17 protein-coding genes are annotated in these 19849 nt (G+C 59.4%); 6 read left to right on the top strand and 11 right to left on the bottom strand.

Translation table 11 applies throughout. The annotated features are described in order from the left end of the window. The first annotated feature begins 85 nt into the window (after positions 1 to 85). Positions 86 to 289 carry a hypothetical protein gene (locus tag GGD50_RS25025; RefSeq protein ID WP_107108691.1) on the top strand — a complete coding sequence of 68 codons (204 nt, stop codon included), beginning with the start codon at positions 86 to 88 and terminating at the stop codon, positions 287 to 289. A gap of 46 nt (positions 290 to 335) precedes the next feature. Here GGD50_RS25025 and GGD50_RS25020 read toward each other — a convergent pair whose 3' ends face one another. Then, the gene (locus GGD50_RS25020) at positions 336 to 740 is read right to left on the bottom strand and encodes a hypothetical protein (protein ID WP_107108692.1); all 405 of its coding nucleotides are present in this window, start codon (positions 738 to 740) and stop codon (positions 336 to 338) included. A 304-nt stretch (positions 741 to 1044) separates the two neighbouring features. On the opposite strand from GGD50_RS25020, the gene GGD50_RS25015 reads away from it, so the two are divergent. Further along, positions 1045 to 2895 carry an ABC transporter ATP-binding protein gene (locus tag GGD50_RS25015; protein ID WP_107108693.1) on the top strand — a complete coding sequence of 617 codons (1851 nt, stop codon included), beginning with the start codon at positions 1045 to 1047 and terminating at the stop codon, positions 2893 to 2895. Positions 2896 to 2961: 66 nt separating this feature from the next. Here GGD50_RS25015 and leuA read toward each other — a convergent pair whose 3' ends face one another. Both leuA and GGD50_RS25005 read right to left on the bottom strand, forming a co-directional pair. Further along, positions 2962 to 4674, bottom strand: coding sequence for a 2-isopropylmalate synthase (gene leuA / locus GGD50_RS25010; protein WP_107108694.1), 1713 nt, complete (start codon positions 4672 to 4674; stop codon positions 2962 to 2964). A 329-nt stretch (positions 4675 to 5003) separates the two neighbouring features. Beyond that, positions 5004 to 6188 (bottom strand): benzoate/H(+) symporter BenE family transporter, encoded by a 1185-nt coding sequence (locus GGD50_RS25005; protein WP_107108695.1) that lies wholly within the window; start codon positions 6186 to 6188, stop codon positions 5004 to 5006. A gap of 251 nt (positions 6189 to 6439) precedes the next feature. On the opposite strand from GGD50_RS25005, the gene GGD50_RS25000 reads away from it, so the two are divergent. Beyond that, positions 6440 to 6823 (top strand): YciI family protein, encoded by a 384-nt coding sequence (locus GGD50_RS25000; RefSeq protein WP_107108696.1) that lies wholly within the window; start codon positions 6440 to 6442, stop codon positions 6821 to 6823. Between the two features lie 111 nt (positions 6824 to 6934). On the opposite strand, the gene GGD50_RS24995 is transcribed toward GGD50_RS25000, so the two are convergent. Further along, a complete protein-coding gene (locus GGD50_RS24995; protein WP_107108697.1) occupies positions 6935 to 7522 on the bottom strand; it encodes an ATP-dependent Clp protease proteolytic subunit in 588 nt (195 codons plus the stop codon). A 228-nt stretch (positions 7523 to 7750) separates the two neighbouring features. Here GGD50_RS24995 and GGD50_RS24990 point away from each other — a divergent pair, with 228 nt between their 5' ends. Beyond that, the gene (locus GGD50_RS24990) at positions 7751 to 8551 is read left to right on the top strand and encodes a DUF2076 domain-containing protein (RefSeq protein ID WP_107108698.1); all 801 of its coding nucleotides are present in this window, start codon (positions 7751 to 7753) and stop codon (positions 8549 to 8551) included. Positions 8552 to 8607: 56 nt separating this feature from the next. On the opposite strand, the gene queF is transcribed toward GGD50_RS24990, so the two are convergent. Both queF and GGD50_RS24980 read right to left on the bottom strand, forming a co-directional pair. Further along, positions 8608 to 9072, bottom strand: a complete 465-nt coding sequence (gene queF / locus GGD50_RS24985; RefSeq protein WP_107108699.1) for a preQ(1) synthase — start codon at positions 9070 to 9072, stop codon at positions 8608 to 8610. Between the two features lies 1 nt (position 9073). Then, a complete protein-coding gene (locus GGD50_RS24980) occupies positions 9074 to 9988 on the bottom strand; it encodes a cation diffusion facilitator family transporter (RefSeq protein WP_107108700.1) in 915 nt (304 codons plus the stop codon). Here GGD50_RS24980 and GGD50_RS24975 point away from each other — a divergent pair. Beyond that, positions 9987 to 10265, top strand: a complete 279-nt coding sequence (locus GGD50_RS24975; protein ID WP_146143997.1) for a hypothetical protein — start codon at positions 9987 to 9989, stop codon at positions 10263 to 10265. The two genes, GGD50_RS24980 and GGD50_RS24975, sit on opposite strands and share 2 nt — an antisense overlap. Before the next feature lie 119 nt (positions 10266 to 10384). Further along, a complete protein-coding gene (bluB, locus tag GGD50_RS24970; RefSeq protein ID WP_245407486.1) occupies positions 10385 to 11134 on the top strand; it encodes a 5,6-dimethylbenzimidazole synthase in 750 nt (249 codons plus the stop codon). Between the two features lie 16 nt (positions 11135 to 11150). Here the strand turns inward: bluB and GGD50_RS24965 are convergent, their stop codons facing one another. From GGD50_RS24965 to GGD50_RS24945, 5 genes are all read right to left on the bottom strand, one after another. After that, positions 11151 to 11858, bottom strand: coding sequence for a TIGR02117 family protein (locus GGD50_RS24965; protein ID WP_245407487.1), 708 nt, complete (start codon positions 11856 to 11858; stop codon positions 11151 to 11153). A gap of 129 nt (positions 11859 to 11987) precedes the next feature. Beyond that, positions 11988 to 14177, bottom strand: coding sequence for an anthranilate synthase (locus GGD50_RS24960; RefSeq protein WP_107108702.1), 2190 nt, complete (start codon positions 14175 to 14177; stop codon positions 11988 to 11990). Positions 14178 to 14391: 214 nt separating this feature from the next. Next, complete coding sequence (locus GGD50_RS24955) at positions 14392 to 15291, bottom strand: DUF805 domain-containing protein (protein ID WP_146143998.1); 900 nt, start codon at positions 15289 to 15291, stop codon at positions 14392 to 14394. A gap of 127 nt (positions 15292 to 15418) precedes the next feature. Next, positions 15419 to 16936, bottom strand: coding sequence for an ABC-F family ATP-binding cassette domain-containing protein (locus GGD50_RS24950; protein ID WP_107108704.1), 1518 nt, complete (start codon positions 16934 to 16936; stop codon positions 15419 to 15421). A 466-nt stretch (positions 16937 to 17402) separates the two neighbouring features. Next, the gene (locus GGD50_RS24945; protein ID WP_107108705.1) at positions 17403 to 19625 is read right to left on the bottom strand and encodes a TonB-dependent hemoglobin/transferrin/lactoferrin family receptor; all 2223 of its coding nucleotides are present in this window, start codon (positions 19623 to 19625) and stop codon (positions 17403 to 17405) included. Between the last annotated feature and the right edge of the window lie 224 nt (positions 19626 to 19849).

Genomic DNA, 19849 nt, shown 5'->3' with positions numbered 1-19849 from the left:
GACTTTCATGCAGCCCGAGGATACTATCAGTCAGTCCATCGCGCCCGGAGCTTCAGCCGACGGGCGCATTCCCTGGAGATTGACCATGTCCGACATTCTGTTGACCATCCCGGAGATTGACGAGCGCATTGCGGCAATAAGAGAAAATCTCCGCGAGTTGATCGAACAGGCGGCCGCATATTCCGGCGCAGCGGACGAGGAACTCGCATCGACACGCATCGCCGAGCAGGAGGAAGAGCTCGAACGCCTGATGAAACGGCGCGAGGAACTTTCCGGACAAAAGCCCTGACGGCGAGAAGACGGCGTTGACTTGTCTGCCGTCTCCTCTCGCAAGATCAGCGAGATCGCGCCGGCGAAATCGTTGCCGTGGCCTGCTCACTTGAAAAGATGATGAAGGCGAACAGCAGAACGCCGATGAAGATCACGATCGACGCTGCCGCAACGATCGGCTCCATCGCCATATTGCCGAGAAGCATCATATACAATGCCGGCACCAGGACTGCGACGCCGGCTGTGTAGACACAATATTGAATCATCGCCAGCCGCCTTTCCGCCTTTTGCGGGTTCAGCGCATGATAACCGCCGAAGAGTGCCATGGTCACCCAGCCGAGGAGATTGGCATGCGCATGGGCGCCGATGACGCTATGATCCTCGGTAATTGCCATTTTCAGGCCTATTCCAATTCCGATGATCAGAAAGATGATTGCTGTCTTGAAATACAGATTGGCAACGCGTGGCATGACGTTCCCCCCAGATAGGATTGCCGGCAGTTTAAAATATCACGCCGATCCGCCTGCCGGGAATTCAGCTTAATGGACGATAGCGGGGTCGATTTCACCCATATCGGGGGAAGCGCCTTTCTATGGATGCCATTTTTGCTGACATTAGCGCCATCATGCGCTATACAACCGGCAAGCGACTTGAGAGGAGAGCGTTTGATGAAAACCCACGGCACCGGAAACCACCGCTGAAAAGCAGTGCCGTGAAGGGCTGCTTGTTCGGCCCATCCATCAAACTGTCATCTCGCGCCCCTGGAGGGCACTCATGTTTCGTCGCTTTGAAAAGCTCGTCGATCCGTTCCAACATTATGCCGATCTGAACCCGCCATCCGATCCATGGCGGTATCTGAAGGGCAACCTGCATCCGTTCCGCTTCGTCATGGCAATGAGCCTTGCCCTGACCGTCATCGGTGCGGCGATCGAGATCTGGCTCATCGGCTATACCAGCCAGCTCGTGGATATCCTGGCAGCCGCTCGGCCGGATCAACTTTGGGCATCCCATGGCACCGAATTGCTGGCTGCCGCCGCCCTTGTGCTGATTGGACGGCCGCTTGCCGGCTATGTCAGGGAAAGCCTCGACGACATCGCATTTCGGCCGAATGCCGAGACCTTGTTTCGCTGGCGCGCCCATCGCCACGTCCTGCGGCAATCCGTTGGCTGGTTCCGCCAGGATTTTTCCGGGCGCATCGCCAGCCAGGTGCGCGACATCGGCAATTCCGCGACTGGAGCGGCCTATGCGGTGCTGCATACGCTATCCTTCGTGACAATCTATGTCGCCGGCTCGCTCTGGCTCATGGCCTCGATCGATCTGCGTCTCATCTGGCCACTCCTCGTCTGGCTCTGCTGCTATCTGGGTCTGATGGCGTTGGTCATCCCGCGGCTTCGCAGAGCGTCCGAGGACTTTCAGGGCGCCTATGCAGCGCTCACGGGCATGTTGGTCGACACCTATGCCAATATCGACATCATCAAGCTCTTTGCCAATGCGGCCGAAGAAGACCGTGAAGGACGGGAGCGCTTCGCCGCTGCCCGCAAGACCTTCGTGCGCGTGCAGAAGCTCGAAGTCATGGTCAATTCGAACATGCTGTTCCTGGGTAGCTGTCTGATCGTCGGCCTGGTCGGCTATGCCGTGATCCTTTGGCAGGCCGGCAGCGCGCCGCTCGGTCTGATTGCCGCCTCACTCGCCTTGAGTTTCCGCATCACCGGCATGGCGGAATGGATGCTCGACGCCGTCTCGTCGCTGTTCGGTCACCTCGGCGCAATGCGGCAATCGCTGCTGACCGTGACGCAACCGCTCACCGTCACGGATGCGCCTGATGCCCGCCAACTCACAGTCAGTGGCGGCGGTATTACCTTCAAGAAGGTGACGCATCATTATGGCAAGGGTAGTGGCGGCCTGGCCGGCGTTTCACTGCGGATCGCACCCGGCGAAAAGGTCGGCCTCGTCGGTCGTTCCGGCACCGGAAAGTCGACGCTCGTCAATCTGCTATTACGGTTCTTCGATCCGGAAGCGGGTTCCATCGAAATCGACGGACAGAATATTCGCGGGATCACCCAGGAGAGCCTGCGCAGACAGATCAGCATGGTGACCCAGGACGCTGCCCTGCTCCACCGCTCGGTTCGCGATAACATCGCCCACGGCGATCCCCGGTTCTCCGAAAACGCGATGATGGCGGCGGCGGACAAGGCGGCGGCGAGCGGATTTATCGCAACGCTCCGGGATCACGAAGGCCGCACCGGCTACGATGCCCATGTCGGCGAGCGCGGCGTCCAGCTATCGGGCGGACAAAGGCAACGCATCGCCCTTGCCCGCGCCATCCTCAAGGATGCGCCGATCCTCGTGCTGGACGAAGCGACGTCGGCGCTGGATTCGGAGGTGGAGGCTGTTATCCAGGAGACGCTCTATGGCGTCATGGAGGGCAAAACGGTCATCGCGATCGCCCATCGCCTGTCGACCATCGCGCGGATGGATCGCATCGTCGTCCTCGATGAAGGGCGGATCGCAGAAGACGGGACCCATGGCGATCTGCTCGCGCAAAACGGCATCTATGCCGCATTATGGGCACGCCAATCCGGCGGCTTCATTGGCGACGATGATCCCGTCTTGAACGACGGATAGTGGACAAAAAAAATCCCCTCGATGACATCGAGGGGATTTGTCTTCACTAGGCGATGCGGCTGAAATTCAGCCCTGTTTCGCCCGGATATCGAGCACGCGGTTCGCCGCCGAGACGATCGCCTCGAGAGAGGCGGCGACGATGTTGGTATTGATGCCAGCACCGAAGAGCTTGCCGCCGGGATAGGAGGTCTCGACATAGGAGATTGCCGCGGCATTCGAGCCATGCTGCAGCGAATGCTCGGAATAATCCTCGACCGACATCGGAATGTCGAGATAGATCGAGAGAGCATTGATGAAGCCGTCGATCGGGCCGTTGCCGCGGCCTTCGATGCGCTTCACCTCGCCATTGTCGGTGATCTCGGCTGCGACGATCCGCTGCCCCCTGTTCTCGGGATCGGCGAAGGTGTGGTGGTCGACGAAGCGGATGCGCGCGTCGGACTGGGTCACGTAACGCTCGATGAAGTGGTCGTAGATGCGCTTGGACGGCAATTCCTTGCCCTCTTCGTCGGTGATGCGCTGGATCTCTTCGCGATATTCCACCTGGAGATTGCGCGGCAGGTTGAGCCCGTAATCCTGCTGCATGATGTAGGCGATGCCGCCCTTGCCCGACTGCGAGTTGATGCGGATGATCGCCTCGTAGGTGCGGCCGACATCCTGCGGATCGATCGGCAGATACGGCACTTCCCAAACCGGATGGTTGGCGACCTTGGCGGCCTTCATGCCCTTGTTGATCGCATCCTGATGTGAGCCGGAAAAGGCGGTGTAGACCAGTTCGCCGACATAGGGGTGGCGTTCGCCTATCGCCATCTGGTTGGAATATTCGAAGACTTCTTTCATGCGCTCGATGTTCGAGCAATCCAGCTCCGGATCGACGCCCTGCGTGAACATGTTCAGCGCCATGGTGACGACATCGACATTGCCGGTACGCTCACCGTTGCCGAACAGCGTGCCTTCGACGCGGTCGGCGCCGGCCATCAAGGCCAGTTCGGCAGCGGCGATACCGGTGCCGCGGTCATTATGCGGATGCAGCGAGATGATCAGGTTTTCGCGGTTGTCCAGATTGCGGCACATCCATTCGATCTGGTCGGCATAGATGTTCGGGGTCGCCATTTCGACGGTGGAAGGCAGGTTGATGATCAGCTTGTTGTCCGGCGTCGGCTTCACTACGTCGATGACGGCGTTGCAGATTTCCAGCGCCACCTCCAGTTCGGTGCCGGTGAAGCTTTCCGGCGAATATTCGAAGCGATAGCCGCCACCCGCCTTGGCCGCCATGTCGGTGATCATCTTGGCCGCATCGACGGCGATCTCCTTGATCCCCTTCACATCCTTGGCAAACACCACGCGGCGCTGCAATTCGCTGGTGGAATTGTAGAAATGCACGATCGGCTTGTTGGCGCCTTCCAATGCCTCGAAGGTGCGGGTGATCAGCTCCGGCCGGCACTGCACCAAAACCTGCAGCGACACGTCGTCGGGCACATTGCCTTGCTCGATGCACCAGCGGGCAAAGTCGAAGTCGGTCTGTGATGCCGAAGGAAAACCGATCTCGATTTCCTTGAAGCCCATCTCCAGCAACAGGTGGAACATGCGGGCCTTGCGGTCGTGGCCCATCGGATCGACGAGCGCCTGGTTGCCGTCACGCAGATCGACGGAGCACCAAATCGGCGCCTTGGTGATGGTTTTCGAAGGCCAGGTTCGGTCGGGAATATTGATCTGCGGGTAAGCGCGGTACTTCGCCGCTGCGTCGGGCATGCCTTTGGGGGAATGGCTGTTCGCGTCCATGTTTCGTCTCTTCCTTTCCCGTCATTTGCCCCGCGTCTTAACCGATCGTATGCGGCTTGGCGATGACAAATACGGACCCGCTATGGGGTATACTGTCGATTTTAGGGATATGTCGCGAGGAGCGATGGCCGGGCGGGCTCTACGGCCGCCGAGCGCTCCTCAAAGGACCCGGCAACCGCGCGTAAGGCCGAGAAGAAGAAGCGAAGTCAGGGCGCGCGTATTGTCACGCAGGGCAACGCGCCCACGTGCAATCTGTTCGGAAATCTTCGCGCCAGTCGTCTTCATGCCCGCGCTTATAGCCGTGCAGTCAAAAAGAAGCAACCCCTCGCTTATTTCTTCAGCAATTGCACCATGTGCGACAGTGCCATCATCAATCCTCCCGCGACCAGCCCCCAGAAGGCGCCGGAGATGCCAGCGAAGGAAACGCCCGATGCCGTGACGAGGAAAGTGATTGCGGCCGCCTCGCGCGATTCTGCCTTTTGAAAAGCGTTCATGGCCGAGTTGGACAATGCACCAACCAGCGCCAGCCCGGCGACGGCTTCGATCAGGATCGGCGGCGCCAGCGCCACGAAGGCGGTGACCGCACCGGCGAGCAGCCCAAGGATGATGTAAACAACCCCGGCAATAATCGCCGCCCAATAGCGCCGCTGCGGGTCGGCATGGGCGTCCTGTCCCGCACACATGGCGGCGGTGATCGCGGCAAGATTGACGGCATGCCCGCCGAGGGGCGCGCTGAACAGGGAAAACAGGCCCGTGACGGCAAAGAGCGGACCGGGCTTCGGATCATAATGGTGAACCTTCAGCACCGCGATGCCCGGAATATTCTGCGACGCCATGGTGACGATGAAGAGCGGCAGTGCGACGGAGACGAGGCCGGCGGCGGTGAAGGCCGGTTTGACCAGTTCAACGCTCGGCAGCAACGAATGCTGCAGCGATGCCAGCGCTCCATCAGGCACCTTCACGCCGAAAGCCAGCACCAGCGCGAAGGCAGCAAGCGCCGCCGGCACGGCCCAGAGCCGCTTGAATGCGCCGACGACGATCCAGGCGATAATGATCGGCAGGCCGAGCCAGGGATTGAAGCCGATTGCCTTCACCGGTGCGAAGCAAAGCCCGAGCAACACGCCGGCAAGCATGGCATTCGCCAACGCCGGCGGAATAGCGGCAACGGCACGCCCGAGCGGCCGGAACAGGCCGGCAATCACGATCAGCACCGCACAGACGAGAAACGCACCGACCGCCGCCGGAAAGCCGCCCTCAATGGCGCCGGCGCTCGCCAGGAGCGCCGCGCCCGGCGTCGACCAGGCAATGCTGATCGGCAGCTTTGTCGCAACGCTGAGCACGATGGCGCAGAGGCCCATCGAGATCGACAGGGCCGTCAACCCGGACGCAGCCTGCGCAGCCGTGGCACCGACCGCCTGCAGCCCATGCAGCACGACCGCGAACGAACTGGCAAAGCCGACAAAGGCGGTAAGACAGCCCATGAACAGGCTTTGAACGGAGAAATCTTTGAGCATGGCAGCGGCTGGAGACTCGTGGGTACGATGGAAAGCGCATGGAGCATCTCAAGCGTCGGTCATGCAAGTGCAGTTTCGCGAAGATCAGGCAATCCACCCAACCGAGCGCCATTCGATTGACAAAAGAGCACAGACAGGGATTGCGCACCAAACATCAAACCTGTGTAGTCAAATGCAACTAAGAGGTTTCTGAACTCCAGCCGATAGCTCGATTGGCTGAAACCGATAGATCCATAGAGGGGGAACGATCTATGTATTACGCCATCCTGGCCTATCACGAAGAGGGTGTGGTCGAATCCTGGACCAAGGAGGAAGATGCGGCCTTGATGACCGAACTTCTCCAGATCAATGATCGCCTCGTTCAGGAGAAGTCTTTGGGACCCGCCGCACGGCTTGGCTCGACGCAAGGCGCCGTGACGCTGCGAGGCAAGGGTGCCGGCATCGTCACTGACGGCCCTTTTGCTGAGACCAAGGAGCAATTGCTGGGCTTCTATGTTGTGGATTTTCCAACGCTTGAGGCGGCAGTTGCGGCAGCGCGCGACCTCCGCCGCGTCAATCCGACCGCGGTCTACGAAATCAGACCGATTTCGCTTTATATTCCCGGAGCGTCACTGGCATCCCGCGACGAGGAATAGCAAGTTCGGCCATAGCGCATCACCATCGCAACTTCCGCTACCCGGCAACGCAAAACGCCCTCGCCTGCCTTTCGGCAAGCAAGGGCGCCTTAACTCAGCAAAAGCCTTCGCTTAGATGTCGGCCTGCGACGTCACGATCCGGGAAACCAGGCCATAAGCCTTGGCTTCTTCCGCAGACAGCCAGTAGTCACGGTCCGTATCCTTGGCGATGCGCTCGACGGGCTGGCCGGTCGCTTCCGAGAAGATCTTATTCAGGCGCTCGTTCATCTTGATGATCTCGCGAGCCTGAATTTCGATGTCGGAAGCCATACCGCGCGTGCCGCCGGACGGTTGGTGCAGCAGGAAGCGGGTGTTCGGCAGGCAGATGCGGCGCTCCTTGGGGGCTGCCACGTAGATCAGCGCGCCCGCAGAAGCGACCCAACCGGAACCAATCATCCAGACCTTCGGCTTGATGAACTTGATCATGTCGTGAATGGAATCGCCGGATTCGACGTGGCCGCCAGGCGAATTCACGTAGATTCGGATATCCTCATCGCTGGCCGCGGCAAGCGCCACGAGCTGCGAGCAGACCTTCTGCGCCAGTTCCTGCGTAATGCCGCCATAGATGAAGATCGAGCGCGATTTGAAAAGATTCGCCTCCGCGTCCTTGCCCAAGGGCAGCTCTTTCGTCTTTTCTTCCTGTTCGTCTTCGTCGTTCATTCGCAAGTCTCCAGCAGATGTGTCCTACCGCACATAGTGCGACTCAATGCGTAAAACAATGCCGGAAAAAGGCAAGGCGCGAATAGCCTGGGAAAGCATGGCGTTATGGTTGCGGATTACCGAATTGTAACTTGAAGCGGCTTTGAAAAGCCGGAATTCCATCCTACGTCAGGTAAGCGCGAGAATCGCGCCCCGAATTTGCAGCAACAGATAGCCAAGGAGGCCATCATGTCGCCTGAAGAACGTCAACTGCTCGCGTCCCTCTTCGATCGCGTCCGCGCTACGGCCAGCACTCAGCGCGATGCAGATGCGGAGGCCTTCATCAATCAGTCGGTTCGCGATCAGCCCTATGCGCCTTATTTCCTCGCACAAGCTGTGCTCATGCAGGAACAGGGCATGAAGGCTGCCGCTGACCGCATCCAGCAGCTCGAAGCGCGCGTGCGCGAACTGGAACAGCAGGGCGCCGACAATCACCCGCAGCCCCAGAGCGGCGGCTTCCTCGGCGGTCTCGGCTCGCTGTTCGGCGGTGGCCAGCAGCAGCCGCAGCGTGGCCCGGGGCCGCAAGCCGGTAATTCGCAGCAGCAGGGCCGTCTCTATGACGATTATGCCCGCAATGCTCCGCAGCCCGGTCCGTGGGGCGGCCAGCAACAGCCAAGCGGCCCGTGGAACCCGCAGGCCGCCGCTCCCTCGGCAGGCGGCAGCTTCCTGCGCGGTGCCCTCGGCACGGCAGCCGGCGTCGCCGGCGGCGTCATGCTGGCGGAATCGCTCTCCAGCCTGTTCAGCCCCCATCTCGGCGGTACCGCCGGCGGTGGTCTCGGCGGCCTCTTCGGCGGCACGGCCGCCAATGCAGCCGAACAGCCCGTTCAGGAAACGATCATCAACAACAATTATTTCGGCAACGACAGCAATGGCCAGAACGATAATGGTCAAACCAATGTCGACTACGCATCGAATGATCAGGACGACGACAATGACAATGACTACGACGACTCGTCCGACAACGGCGGCGACGACAGTTCATTTGCCTGAAGCCAATCGTCTCTGATTGCAAAAAGCCGCCTCCCTTCGGATGGCGGCTTTTTAGTTTACCCGCGCCCACGATAAGGCTGCACGCCCTGATCCGGCAACCACACACCCTCCGGTGCCTTTCCCGTCTGCCAGAACACATCGATCGGGATACCGCCTCGGGGATACCAATAGGCACCGATGCGCAGCCATTTCGGCTCCAGCAGTTCGACCAGCCGCTTGGCGATGTAGATCGAGCAATCCTCGTGGAAAGCGCCGTGGTTGCGGAAGGAATGCAGGAAGAGCTTCAGCGACTTCGATTCCACCAACCACTCGTTCGGAATGTAGTCAATGACGATATGGGCAAAATCCGGCTGACCCGTCATAGGGCAGAGCGAGGTGAATTCCGGAGCGGTGAAGCGCACGACGTAGTCCGTGCCGGCATGGCCGGACGGCACTTTTTCGAGAACGGCGGCTTCGGGGTTCGCAGCCGTTTCGGTCTGACTGCCGAGCATCGACAGACCGGAAACATCGGTTGTAGGCATCTTAGATCTCCTTGATCACTTTGACGCGGATGCCATGGGCCTTCTCGCCCTCGGGCTCCACGTGAATGGTTATTTCCGCGCCCGCATGGATCGCCCGTATGGCGTCTTCAAGGCGGTCGCAGATGCGATGTGCCTCGCGGACAGGCATGGCCGCGGGTACAACGAGGTGGAAATCGACAAAGGTGACGGCGCCCGCCCGGCGCGTCTTCAGATCGTGCACGCCGAGCGAGCCGTTGGCATGCGTCGCGATCGCCTCTTTGATCACCGCTTCCTCTTCCGGTAGGACGGCCTTGTCCATCAGCCCGTCGATGGAATTGGAGACGACCTTCCAGCCCTGATAGAGAATGTTGACGGCGACGAGAATAGCAAGCACCGGGTCGAATATCGGGTAGCCGGTGCCCAGCGCCAGCAGCAGGCCGAACAACACGCCGATGGAAGTATAGACATCGGACATGATGTGCTGCCCATCCGCCGTCAGCGCCGGCGAGCGATGCTCGCGCCCTGCCCGGATCAAGGTCAGCGCCCAGATCGCATTGATGACACCGGCGGCAAAGTTGATGGCGAGGCCGAGGACGGGCGCCTGCAACGGCTGAGGATTGCTCAAATGCCCCATCGCCTCCTGCACAATCATCAGCGCAGCGACGATGATCATCGCGCCTTCTGTGACGGCCGAAAGATATTCCGCCTTGTGGTGGCCGAAGGGATGATCGTGATCCGCCGGCTTCTGCGCATAGCGGATGACGAAGAAAGCGATGAAAGCGGCCACGACATTGACGAGGGATTCCAGGGCGTCCGACAACAGCGCCACGGAGCCCGTCACCCACCAGGCGAGCATCTTCAGCGCCAAGACGCCGAGCGATAGCGGAATGCCCCAGAGGGCCAGTTGCCGTATCGTCTGGTTGCCCTGTCCGTTCATGCGTTTCTCCAATGCGGATGCGCGCGCCCTGCATATGCGAACGAATTGCAAAAACCGCGCCATTCAAATGCAAAACCGCCCGCGCGAAATTCGCGCAGGCGGCTCAATTGGCGTTCATATGATGCAGAACGCACCGTTTGTCAAAGGACGGCTTGGGCCTCGCGCATCACAATTTATCCCAAATAGCCCGGTTAAACAAAGTCGGGCCGCAAAGCTGCCGCTGAAAGACGATGATGCGACAAAGATGATGGCCGGCAGGTCATATGCTTGCCTGTGAAAATCATGATGGCACCTTCCCGTGCGAGCATGCACTAAGCTATAGGTCGACCGATAACGCCCCAGCGAACGGCATTCCGCCACGAAACGTCGCCGCTACCTCCAAATCCACGGTGGAACATGCCTTCTTTTGATGATCCCTCCCATTCGCACAACGCAGCTTCGGTCGCAGATGTGCCACCCAAAGAAGCGGATCATCTGATCGCGGCATGCGCCTTCTCCGAAGCGGAGCGCGCTGCCGTCTACCGTGCTATCGAAACCCGCCGCGACGTGCGCGATCAGTTCCGCTCCGACCCGCTACCCGACGATCTTGTGAGACGGCTGCTCGAAGCAGCTCATCGTGCGCCGTCGGTCGGTTTCATGCAGCCATGGAATTTCCTCCTGATCCGCCAGCAGGAGACGCGCGAGCGCGTCTGGAAGGCATTTCATCAGGCCAATGAAGAAGCCTGCCTCATGTTCGAAGGCGATCGCCGCGCACAATATCAGCGACTGAAGCTCGAAGGCATTCGCAAGGCGCCCCTCAGCATCTGCATCACCTGTGATACCAAGCGCGGCGGGCCTGTCGTGCTCGGGCGGACGCACAATCCGGCGACGGACGTTTATTCGACGGTCTGCGCCGTTCAAAATCTCTGGCTGGCCGCGCGGGCCGAGGGTGTCGGTGTCGGTTGGGTAAGCATTTTTCACGAGGACGCGATCAAGAGCATCCTGAACATACCCGAGCATGTCAAAATCGTCGCATGGCTATGCGTCGGCTACGTCGATGAACTCTACGATATGCCCGAGCTTGCCGTGAAAGGTTGGCGCGATCGCCTGTCGCTCGACAAGCTGATTTTCGAGGAATGTTGGCAGGATGATCAGGACGCTTTCTGAGCAGCCTTGATCCGCGCTACTCCGCCTGAGTGGATGCAAAACGGTCGCGATCGTTGTGCAGGCTGAGTGACAGCCGCAGCGTCCAAGGCAGCGCCGTCCATAAGCCCGAAGTCAATCCCGCCTGCCTCAACCCGGCGGCTGTCCAGGTATTGCATCCCGTGAGCGCGTTGAAATATCCCCGCGCCTCGAAGAACGCATCATTCGGTCCGTAATTGCTGCCAATCAACGGGCTCGGCTGGTTATTCGTTTGCTCGAAACTGCCGAGAATGAACCGTTTGAGCCGCTCCAGCCCCTCGGTATCGATGCTGATGGCCGTGACATCAGGAGCATCCGCCGGAATCTCGCCCGCCAGCTCGGCGTGGATGACGGCACGATCCAGAGTGAAGCTTTTCAAGACAGGGCCAGCCTTCAAATCAGCCCAAGTTCGCGTCTCCGTATAGAAACTCCGGCCGCCCCAGCCGAAAACGAGATAGCGCACATTCGGATTATCGAGATCAAGCCCCGCTGTCCGCAGGAATGCGAAACGGGAGATGAGATCGCCATCGACCGGTATGGCGATATCCGTATGGATGGGATTGCTGAGCACGAGGATATGTTGCGACCGCTCGGCTCTTGCCGCCTGCCCGTCATGCCAAAGCGGCCGCGGCGCAACGATGCCGAGACCTGCGATCGCCACAACCGCAAGCACGGCGAAAAAGACGCCCTTGAATATCCTTGAGATCACCGACCGAAAGCCCCCGCCAACATCGAATGTCTTCAGCGGTTTGTTGGCTCTTTCAAGGCAAAAAACACCCCTATGCACTTTTTCCGAGTGCATAGGGGCGTTCGAACTCGACGGCTAACGGTTCTCGCCTCACGCAGCCTTCGTCTTCACCCGCCGCGCCAGATGCGCTACGACATTCTCGATCATCCGCATGCCGGCGTCGCCACCAAGCGTCATGATCGATTCCGGGTGGAACTGTACAGCCGCAATCGGCTCCTTGACGTGCTCGATGCCCATGATCGTGCCGTCTTCGCTTTCGGCCGTGATCATGAAGTCACGCGGCAGGCTCGACGGATCGGCGAAGATCGAATGATAGCGGCCGACCGTAACCTCGCGGCCAAGACCCGAGAAGACGAGTCCCGGCTCCAGCACGCGGATGCGTGATGGCTTGCCATGCATCGGAACCGCAAGATGGCGCAGCTCGCCGCCATAGGCCTCGGCGAGCGCCTGCAGACCCAGGCAGACGCCGAAGATCGGCAGGTTGCGCGCCCTCGCCTTCTTGATGGTCGCCTTGCAATCGAAGTCCTTCGGATTACCGGGACCCGGCGACAGCACGACCAGATCCGGATCAAGCCGGTCGAAGACCTCTTCCGGCACCGGCGTGCGCACGGTCGAAACCGTGGCACCCGTCTGGCGGAAATAATTGGCGAGCGTGTGCACGAAGCTGTCTTCGTGGTCGACGAGCAGGATCTTCACACCCTTGCCCACGGAGGCGACGTCACGTTGCTGTTTGCCGGAATTGCCGGTCTTGGCATCACGGATGGCGGAAAGCATGGCAGAGGCCTTCAGTTCGGTTTCGGCTTCTTCTTCCTCGGGAATCGAGTCGTTGAGCAGAGTTGCGCCGGCACGCACTTCGGCAATGCCGTCCTTGATGCGGACGGTACGCAGCGTCAGGCCGGTGTTCATGTCGCCATTGAAGCCGACCATGCCGATCGCACCGCCGTACCATGCGCGCGGGCTCTTTTCATGGCTCTCGATGAAGCGCATGGCCCAGAGCTTCGGCGCGCCGGTGACGGTGACAGCCCAGGCGTGGCTGAGGAAGCCGTCAAAAGCATCCATGTCGTCGCGCAGGCGGCCTTCGATATGGTCAACCGTGTGGATCAGGCGCGAATACATCTCGATCTGGCGGCGGCCGATGACCTTGACCGAACCCGGCTCGCAGACACGGCTCTTGTCGTTGCGGTCAACGTCGGAGCACATGGTCAGCTCGGACTCGTCCTTCTTGGAGTTCAGGAGCTTCAGGATCTGCTCGCTGTCGGCAATCGGATCGTCTCCGCGCTTGATCGTACCCGAAATCGGGCAGGTCTCGATGCGGCGGCCGGACACGCGCACGAACATCTCAGGCGAAGCGCCGACGAGATATTCCTGATTGCCGAGATTGATGAAGAAGGAATAGGGCGACGGATTGATCGCCTTCAAGCGCTTGGAAATATCGGATGGCTTGCTCTCGCAGCGCTCCATGAACTTCTGGCCGGGCACGACTTCAAAAAGATCGCCCTTGCGGAAGCTCTCCTTCGCCTTGACCACCAGCTCGGCATATTCGCCGGGGCGATGATCGCTCTTCGGCGGAATGGTATTGGTGTGGCGGAAGGGCTCGGCAGCGATCTCGCCGGACTTGCCTTCGGTAGTGACGCCTCCCTTGGCAAAATCGTAACGATCGATCCAGGCCTTGGCGGAATAGTTGTCGACCACCAGAATCTCGTCCGGCAGATAGAGCACCATGTCGCGCTGGTCATCAGGACGCTCGAGCTTCAGGCTGATCGCGTCGAACTGGAACGCCAGATCGTAGCCGAAGGCGCCGTAGAAGCCGATGCTGGCATCGGCCTGCGAATAGAAGAGATCAGTGACCGCGCGTAGCACCGTGAAGACCGTCGGGGTCTTCGAGCGCTCTTCCTCGGTAAAGACGCGATCCGGCGTCTTTACCGTCAGGTCAAGCCGGCGTTCTGTCGAAGCGCCAAGCACCAGTTCGGAAACCGTCTTCAGCTTTTCAGCGATGAAACCGAGAATGACCTCGCCACGCTCATTATAGGCCTCGATCCAGACATTGCGCCCATTGCAGGACAAACCGAGCAGCGGATCGACGATGGCGGTATCCCAACGGGTGTAGCGGCCGGGATATTCGTAGTTCGACGAGAAGACCGCGCCACGGCGCTCATCGAGCTTGTCGATATAGGACGAAACCGCATCCGCATAGGGAGTCGGCCGGCGTTGCCGGGTGACGGTGATGCCACCCTTCGTCTCGTAGATTTCCGCACCATCATCCCGAAGGATCGTTACCATTGTTCCTCACTCCGTTGTCGGGCCCGGATGACAGGCGGCCTTTATAACAAAAAAGCCGCCTCGAAATCTCGGGCGGCTCACTCGTCGTCTTTGAACACGATTGGTCGAGGCCGCCTCAGCGTGCCCACCACCAAACTGCAATATTGTTCAAGGACATGTTCATGAGGGAATTGTTAGCGTGAGACGAGATGATGCGCAAGCCGCAATCTCAGGATTACGCAACCGCCTTGTTTTTTCTCCAACGGAAGGGCGGTCCATATTTGTTGGCATCGGCATTTCCCCTTGGAATGCCAACAGCGATGATCATAACTAAACAAAGAAGTATCGGTCCTGAAGTCGCGTAGGATGGCAAACTAGACATCTGGTCCACCCCGATAAGCGAAAACATCGCCAGTGGAATAACAAAACTCAAGCCGACAATGACGCTCCATCCCCAGAAGCCAGACCACCCGAAATCGCGCAGCCGCGCCGCAACAAGCGTTGCCGCGATAGCAACTGCCAGAACGAATAGCGGAAGTCCCCATGCGGTATCCCCATTGTTGCCCCCCTCAGCCGCCGCTCGCGCGAAAAGAACCGCAAAGACGAACACCAGGCCTGCCCAATAGGCGGAGCGGTTCACACGTCGTCTGAAAATAGACAGTGGCGGCAAAATCCAGCGCCGCGCAAATTGCTGCGTGGATTCCGATACAACTATGTTATACCGCGACGGCATTCTATATTTGCTATCCGGATCGCTTGGCGGAAGCCCCACAACTGTGACCAAAGCAAGGAACGGAAGTGTGTCAAATAAGGTAATATAGCCCCCAGCGGGACCATCCACCCATCCATTCGGCAATATCGCCGGCTTTAGTATCGCTATTATTCCAACGGGAAAAACGAAACTAAACAACGCCACGCCCGCCCAACCCCAAAAGGCTGACCATCCAAAATCCCGTAGTCGTGCGCCCATCACGGACGCGACGAAGAAGAGGATGAAGTCCATATGACGTAAGAGATCGGAAGTGTAACCCATCTCGCTCAGAACAACGGCTCCGACCCGAAATCCTAAAAATATGCAGATGAACATCCAGTATGCAGGGCGGTTCAGGCGATCGTTCAGAATCAAGCTCGTCAAGTTGCACCTTCATGAAATGTCGGTTGCATTCTGTATGCTGATATTTCTCGCTGTCAACTCAAAGCTGTAGATGCGTTCACAGTCGATGCTCGCTGCCGATCCGATCGCCTTACCCTACCTCTTATTCCTACCTCCTGGCCGCCTCGAAGAACTCCTCCGGCCCCTCCACTTCCGTCAGCCGCTTCTTCTCAATCAGCCAGAAGCGATTGCCGATGGCGCGGACGAAGCTGCGGTCGTGGGAGACGAGCAGGCAGCTTGCCTCTTGCGTCATCAACTCGCCCTCCAGCGCCTCCTGCCCATCGATATCGAGATGGTTGGTCGGTTCGTCCAGTAGGTAGAAGTTAGGATCGGTCAATCGCAGCACCAGCATGGACAATCGCGCCTTCTGACCACCCGAAAGCCTGCCGATGGCCCGGCCCTGCATGTCGACGCCCATACCGGCGCCAGCAAGCAGCGTGCGCGCCCGCTGTTCGCCGAGTTCGAACAGCCGCGTGATCACGCCGAGCGGGGTGTCGTCATGACCGAGATGCGAGAGCGCCTGATCGCTATAGCCTAGCGCCAGCGATGGCGTTGCCCGGATTGCCCCCGATGCGCTCTGATCGGCAATGGCTTTGTGGATCATCTCGACAAGCCGGGTCTTGCCTGCCCCATTTTGGCCAAGCAGGACGATGCGATCACCCTGGCAGATCCAGCGTTTGCCGGTCTTGAACAACAATGTGCCATCCGGTGTCTCGACGCAGGCATCATCGAGCGTCACCAATATCTTCGCCTGAATGCCGCGATTGGCGAGCTTGATCGCACCGGACGAACGCTCCTGATGACCCGGCCGTGCCGCATCCTCCAGGCGCTCGGCGCGCGCCTTGAGCTGTTTCGTCTTGACCGTCAGCAGGTCGCTGCCGGAATTGATGCCGAGATTGTTGAGCTTGGCTGCCTGCTTGCGCAATTGCTGCGCCGTCTTCATGTCCTTCTGGTAACGCCGCTCATCCGAAGCGTCGGCCTCGTCCAGCGCAGCCCGTGCCCGGCCATACGGCAAGGCGTAGTCCACCGATTGCTCCTGGCGCAGGAACAGGGTGCGGTTGGTGACGGCATCGAGAATGGCGCGGTCGTGGCTCGCGATCAACACCGGCACATCGCGTGGCAGAGCGTTCAACCAATCTTCCAGCAGCGCGATCTTCGCGAGATCGAGGTGGTTGGTCGGCTCGTCCAGCAGCAGGACATCCGGCTCCGTCACCCAAACACGGGCGAGCATGGCCAGCCGCTGCCAACCGCCACTAAGCTCCGCAAGTGCCCTCTCCCGCAGCACCTGCGGCACGTCGAGCGAATCCAAACTGACGTCGACGCGCCAGCCCTCGCTCTCGGCTTGTTCGGCCGGCAGAGCACGGAGAACCGCATCGTAGAAAGAGATAGCAGCCAGATCGGCCGGCACATTCTGCTCGACATAGCCGACCCGAAGGCCGCGCGAGCGGGTAACGTCGCCCGCTGTCGGCTCCAGCCGGCCGGCGATGCAATTGAGCAGGCTGGATTTACCCCTGCCATTGGCAGCAACGATGCCTATACGGTCGCCGGCACCCACGGTGAAATTGAGATTGGAGATGAGCGGCACACCCAAGGTAATGCCAAAATTGCGGAGATTGATCAGAGTCATGGTCTTTTCCGGTCTGACCCAAGCAAGCCACCGTCCATCGATCCAAGGCGCCTTATCGCCATGGGATGCAGGTGTTACCGGCCGTATGTTCGGCTCTTTGCTCGGTAAACTGTCATGACGCAGCCGCGCGAACACAAAAGCTCAGCGCTGCGTTACCCAACAGGGGCAGACCAGAAGGAAATGAGTGAGTGACAGCCTCTGATCAGCCCTGCAAACGCGTTTGCAGGGCATGAGTCGGACCGAACTGGCGATTACGCCAGACAAACGTCATCATGCGGCCCTCCTCTCTCAATCGGTTGAGCCGCCTTGATAGCATTGAACGCTGCGATAGACAATCGCGCGGCATTCGCAGGCAGGCGTTCAGGAAGGCGAAGCCGAGCATGTTTATGCGTCAGCTTCCCCAAAAATGCTCAGGAAAAAGGGCGATGCCGAAGCATCGCCCTCCCTGTCATCACGATGAGATCGCTTAGAACTTCTGCGTCAGCGTCAGCTTGAAGGTCCGGCCAGGCTCCGAATAGAACTCATGCGGTTGCGTCAGACTGGTCGAGGCGACGTTCAGTGCGTCGTAATAGGTCTTGTTGAAGATATTATAGACCCCTGCCCGCAACGTCAGGCCTTTCACCTGCTCCGGTTCCCACCATCCCGTCAGGTCGAAGATGCCGTAACCCGGCGTGCGGAAGCTGTCGCCATCCTTCTTCGGCTCGCTCGTCGCGGTGATGAAGGTCAGATCCGTACCCCAGATCTCGGTGGCATAGCCGACGGTGAAGGCCGCCTTTGCCGGAGCGACGGAATCGAGCCATTCGCCGGTATCGGAGTCCTTGCCATTGGCATAGGCAAGCGAGCCCTTGATATGAATGCCATTGTCGAACTTCTTGTGCGCATTGACCTCGACGCCGAAGATGCGGACGTTGTCGCGGTTGAAGTATTCGGTAATCCCCAACGGGTAAGTACGCGTCGGATCGACGGAAGTCTCGCTGTCGATGAAGTTCTTATACTTGTTGTAGAAGCCGCCGATATGGCCGCCGAAATCATCATCGCCGAGGTTCGCGCCGATTTCGACGCCGTTGCTGGTCTCCGGCTTCAGATCGGGATTGCCGTAGCTGACATAGCCGCCGGGCACGCCGTAATTCAGGTAGAGTTCGCTGACATTCGGCGCGCGGAAGCCCATGGCCCATTGCGCATAAAGCTCGACATTGTTCTGCGGCTGGTATGCCGCACGCAGCTTCGGCGAGAAGCGGGTGTCGGACTGTCCGGACGGCAGGCCGGAATAGTTGGCGCTGTCGCGATAAGCGTCGGTATTCTTTGGCGAGTAGTCATACCAGTCGAAGCGCAGGCCCGGCGTCAGCGAAAAGCTGCTGGAGCCGATTTCGATCTTGTCGTCGATGAAGGCGCCGACGCGCTTGCCGTCGACATCAGGCATATCAGACTGGTTGGTGTGCAGGAATGCGCAAGAAGCGGCCCAACGAGGAAGGTTGCAGCTATCGCCGCCGGCTGAATATTGATGCGTCTTGGTGAAGGCGACGTCGAGGCCGAAGGTGACGTTGTGATGCAGGCTGCCGGTATCGAAGGACTTCGACGCATTGCCGTTGAAGCCGATGCTGCGATCCTCGACCTCGTTGCGGCGCCAATAATCGCCGATGACGGAGGTATAACGATAACCCTCGGCGCCGTTCTCGCGCATCAGGTTCTGCCAGTAGAAGACCGCATTGGCGGTGTCGACCAGCGAGTCGGCGCTATCGGCCTCGTATTTATAATCGAGCGACAGGCGGTTGCGTTCGATATTGTCGGTCGTATCGTAGTTGCCAGGCCGGAAGTTTCCGGTCGGGCTCTGCAGATGCATGGCATCGATATCTGTATCTTTATTGTAGTGTTCGGCCGTAATGCCAAAAGTTCCGACATCGGTATATTGGCGGATCTTGAAGAGGCCATTGCGCTGGTTGTAGTTGGCCGGATCGGCCTCGGTGCGCTTGGTGGAGTAGCCGCCGACATCGCCGTTGTTTTCCAGCTCATGTCCGTGCGTGTATCCGCCCTCGAAAAGAACGGCAGTATTGTCGATGCGCTTGGCAACTGCGGCCGAGCCGCCGACGCTGCGGTCATCGCCGTTGTAGCCGAGTTTGAAGACGCCGCCCCAGGTCGAACCAGGCGTGATCAGATCCTCCGGCTCCAGCGTGCGCAACACGAAAGCGCCGCCAAGAGCACCGGAACCAGCGCGGCTGGAATCGGCGCCGCGCACGACGTCGACCGTCGAAAGCGTATTGAAGTCGAAGCTGTTGACGCCGCCGTCCGCAGCGCGAGCGCCGTCGAGCAGGAACGGGACCTCGATGCCGTCGATCGTCGTCAGCACGCGGTCGTCTTCGAGGCCGCGAATATTGATGCTGCCGCTGGTGCGGTCGAAGCCAACGCCGACTTCGGTGCTACGGCCAAGGTCCTCGATACGGGTAATCTGATTATCGTCGATTTCCTTTGCCGTCGTCTCAGTGGTCGTCGGCGAGTCGGCGAGCACGTCTTTCGACGCTTTCCCCTTGACCACGATCGGCTTCAACTCCGTTGCGCGGCCGCTCTTCGCCGCCGCTCCGTCTGCGGTCGCATCATTCTGATTTGCCGTCTGCGCATAAGAGGCCGTGCCGAGCCCGAGGGCCAGAAACGCCGTGCACGCCAAGAGAACCGAGCGGGATCGCCGGACAACCATAACCATTCCTTTCGAATTGCTTCACCGGGCTGGCTGGTTGGTGCCTTCTGACGCACGCAAGGGGCTGGCTGGGTTCTTTTCGTTGAACGAAGCGGAGCAATTTCCGCCTTCTTTCTGCCGCATAAAAAACATGACTATTATTGTCAATATATCCAGTTGATATAATTATGAATAAAATTGTCATGTTTAAAACATGACCGATAAAGTTGCTGAATTGCAACGAA

The organism is Martinezella paranaensis (assembly GCF_014200235.1).
In the GTDB taxonomy this organism is placed as follows: Bacteria; Pseudomonadota; Alphaproteobacteria; order Rhizobiales; family Rhizobiaceae; genus Rhizobium; species Rhizobium paranaense.
The sequence above is the reverse complement of the archived record's forward strand: the minus strand, read 5'-3'. Positions and strand labels throughout refer to the sequence as shown.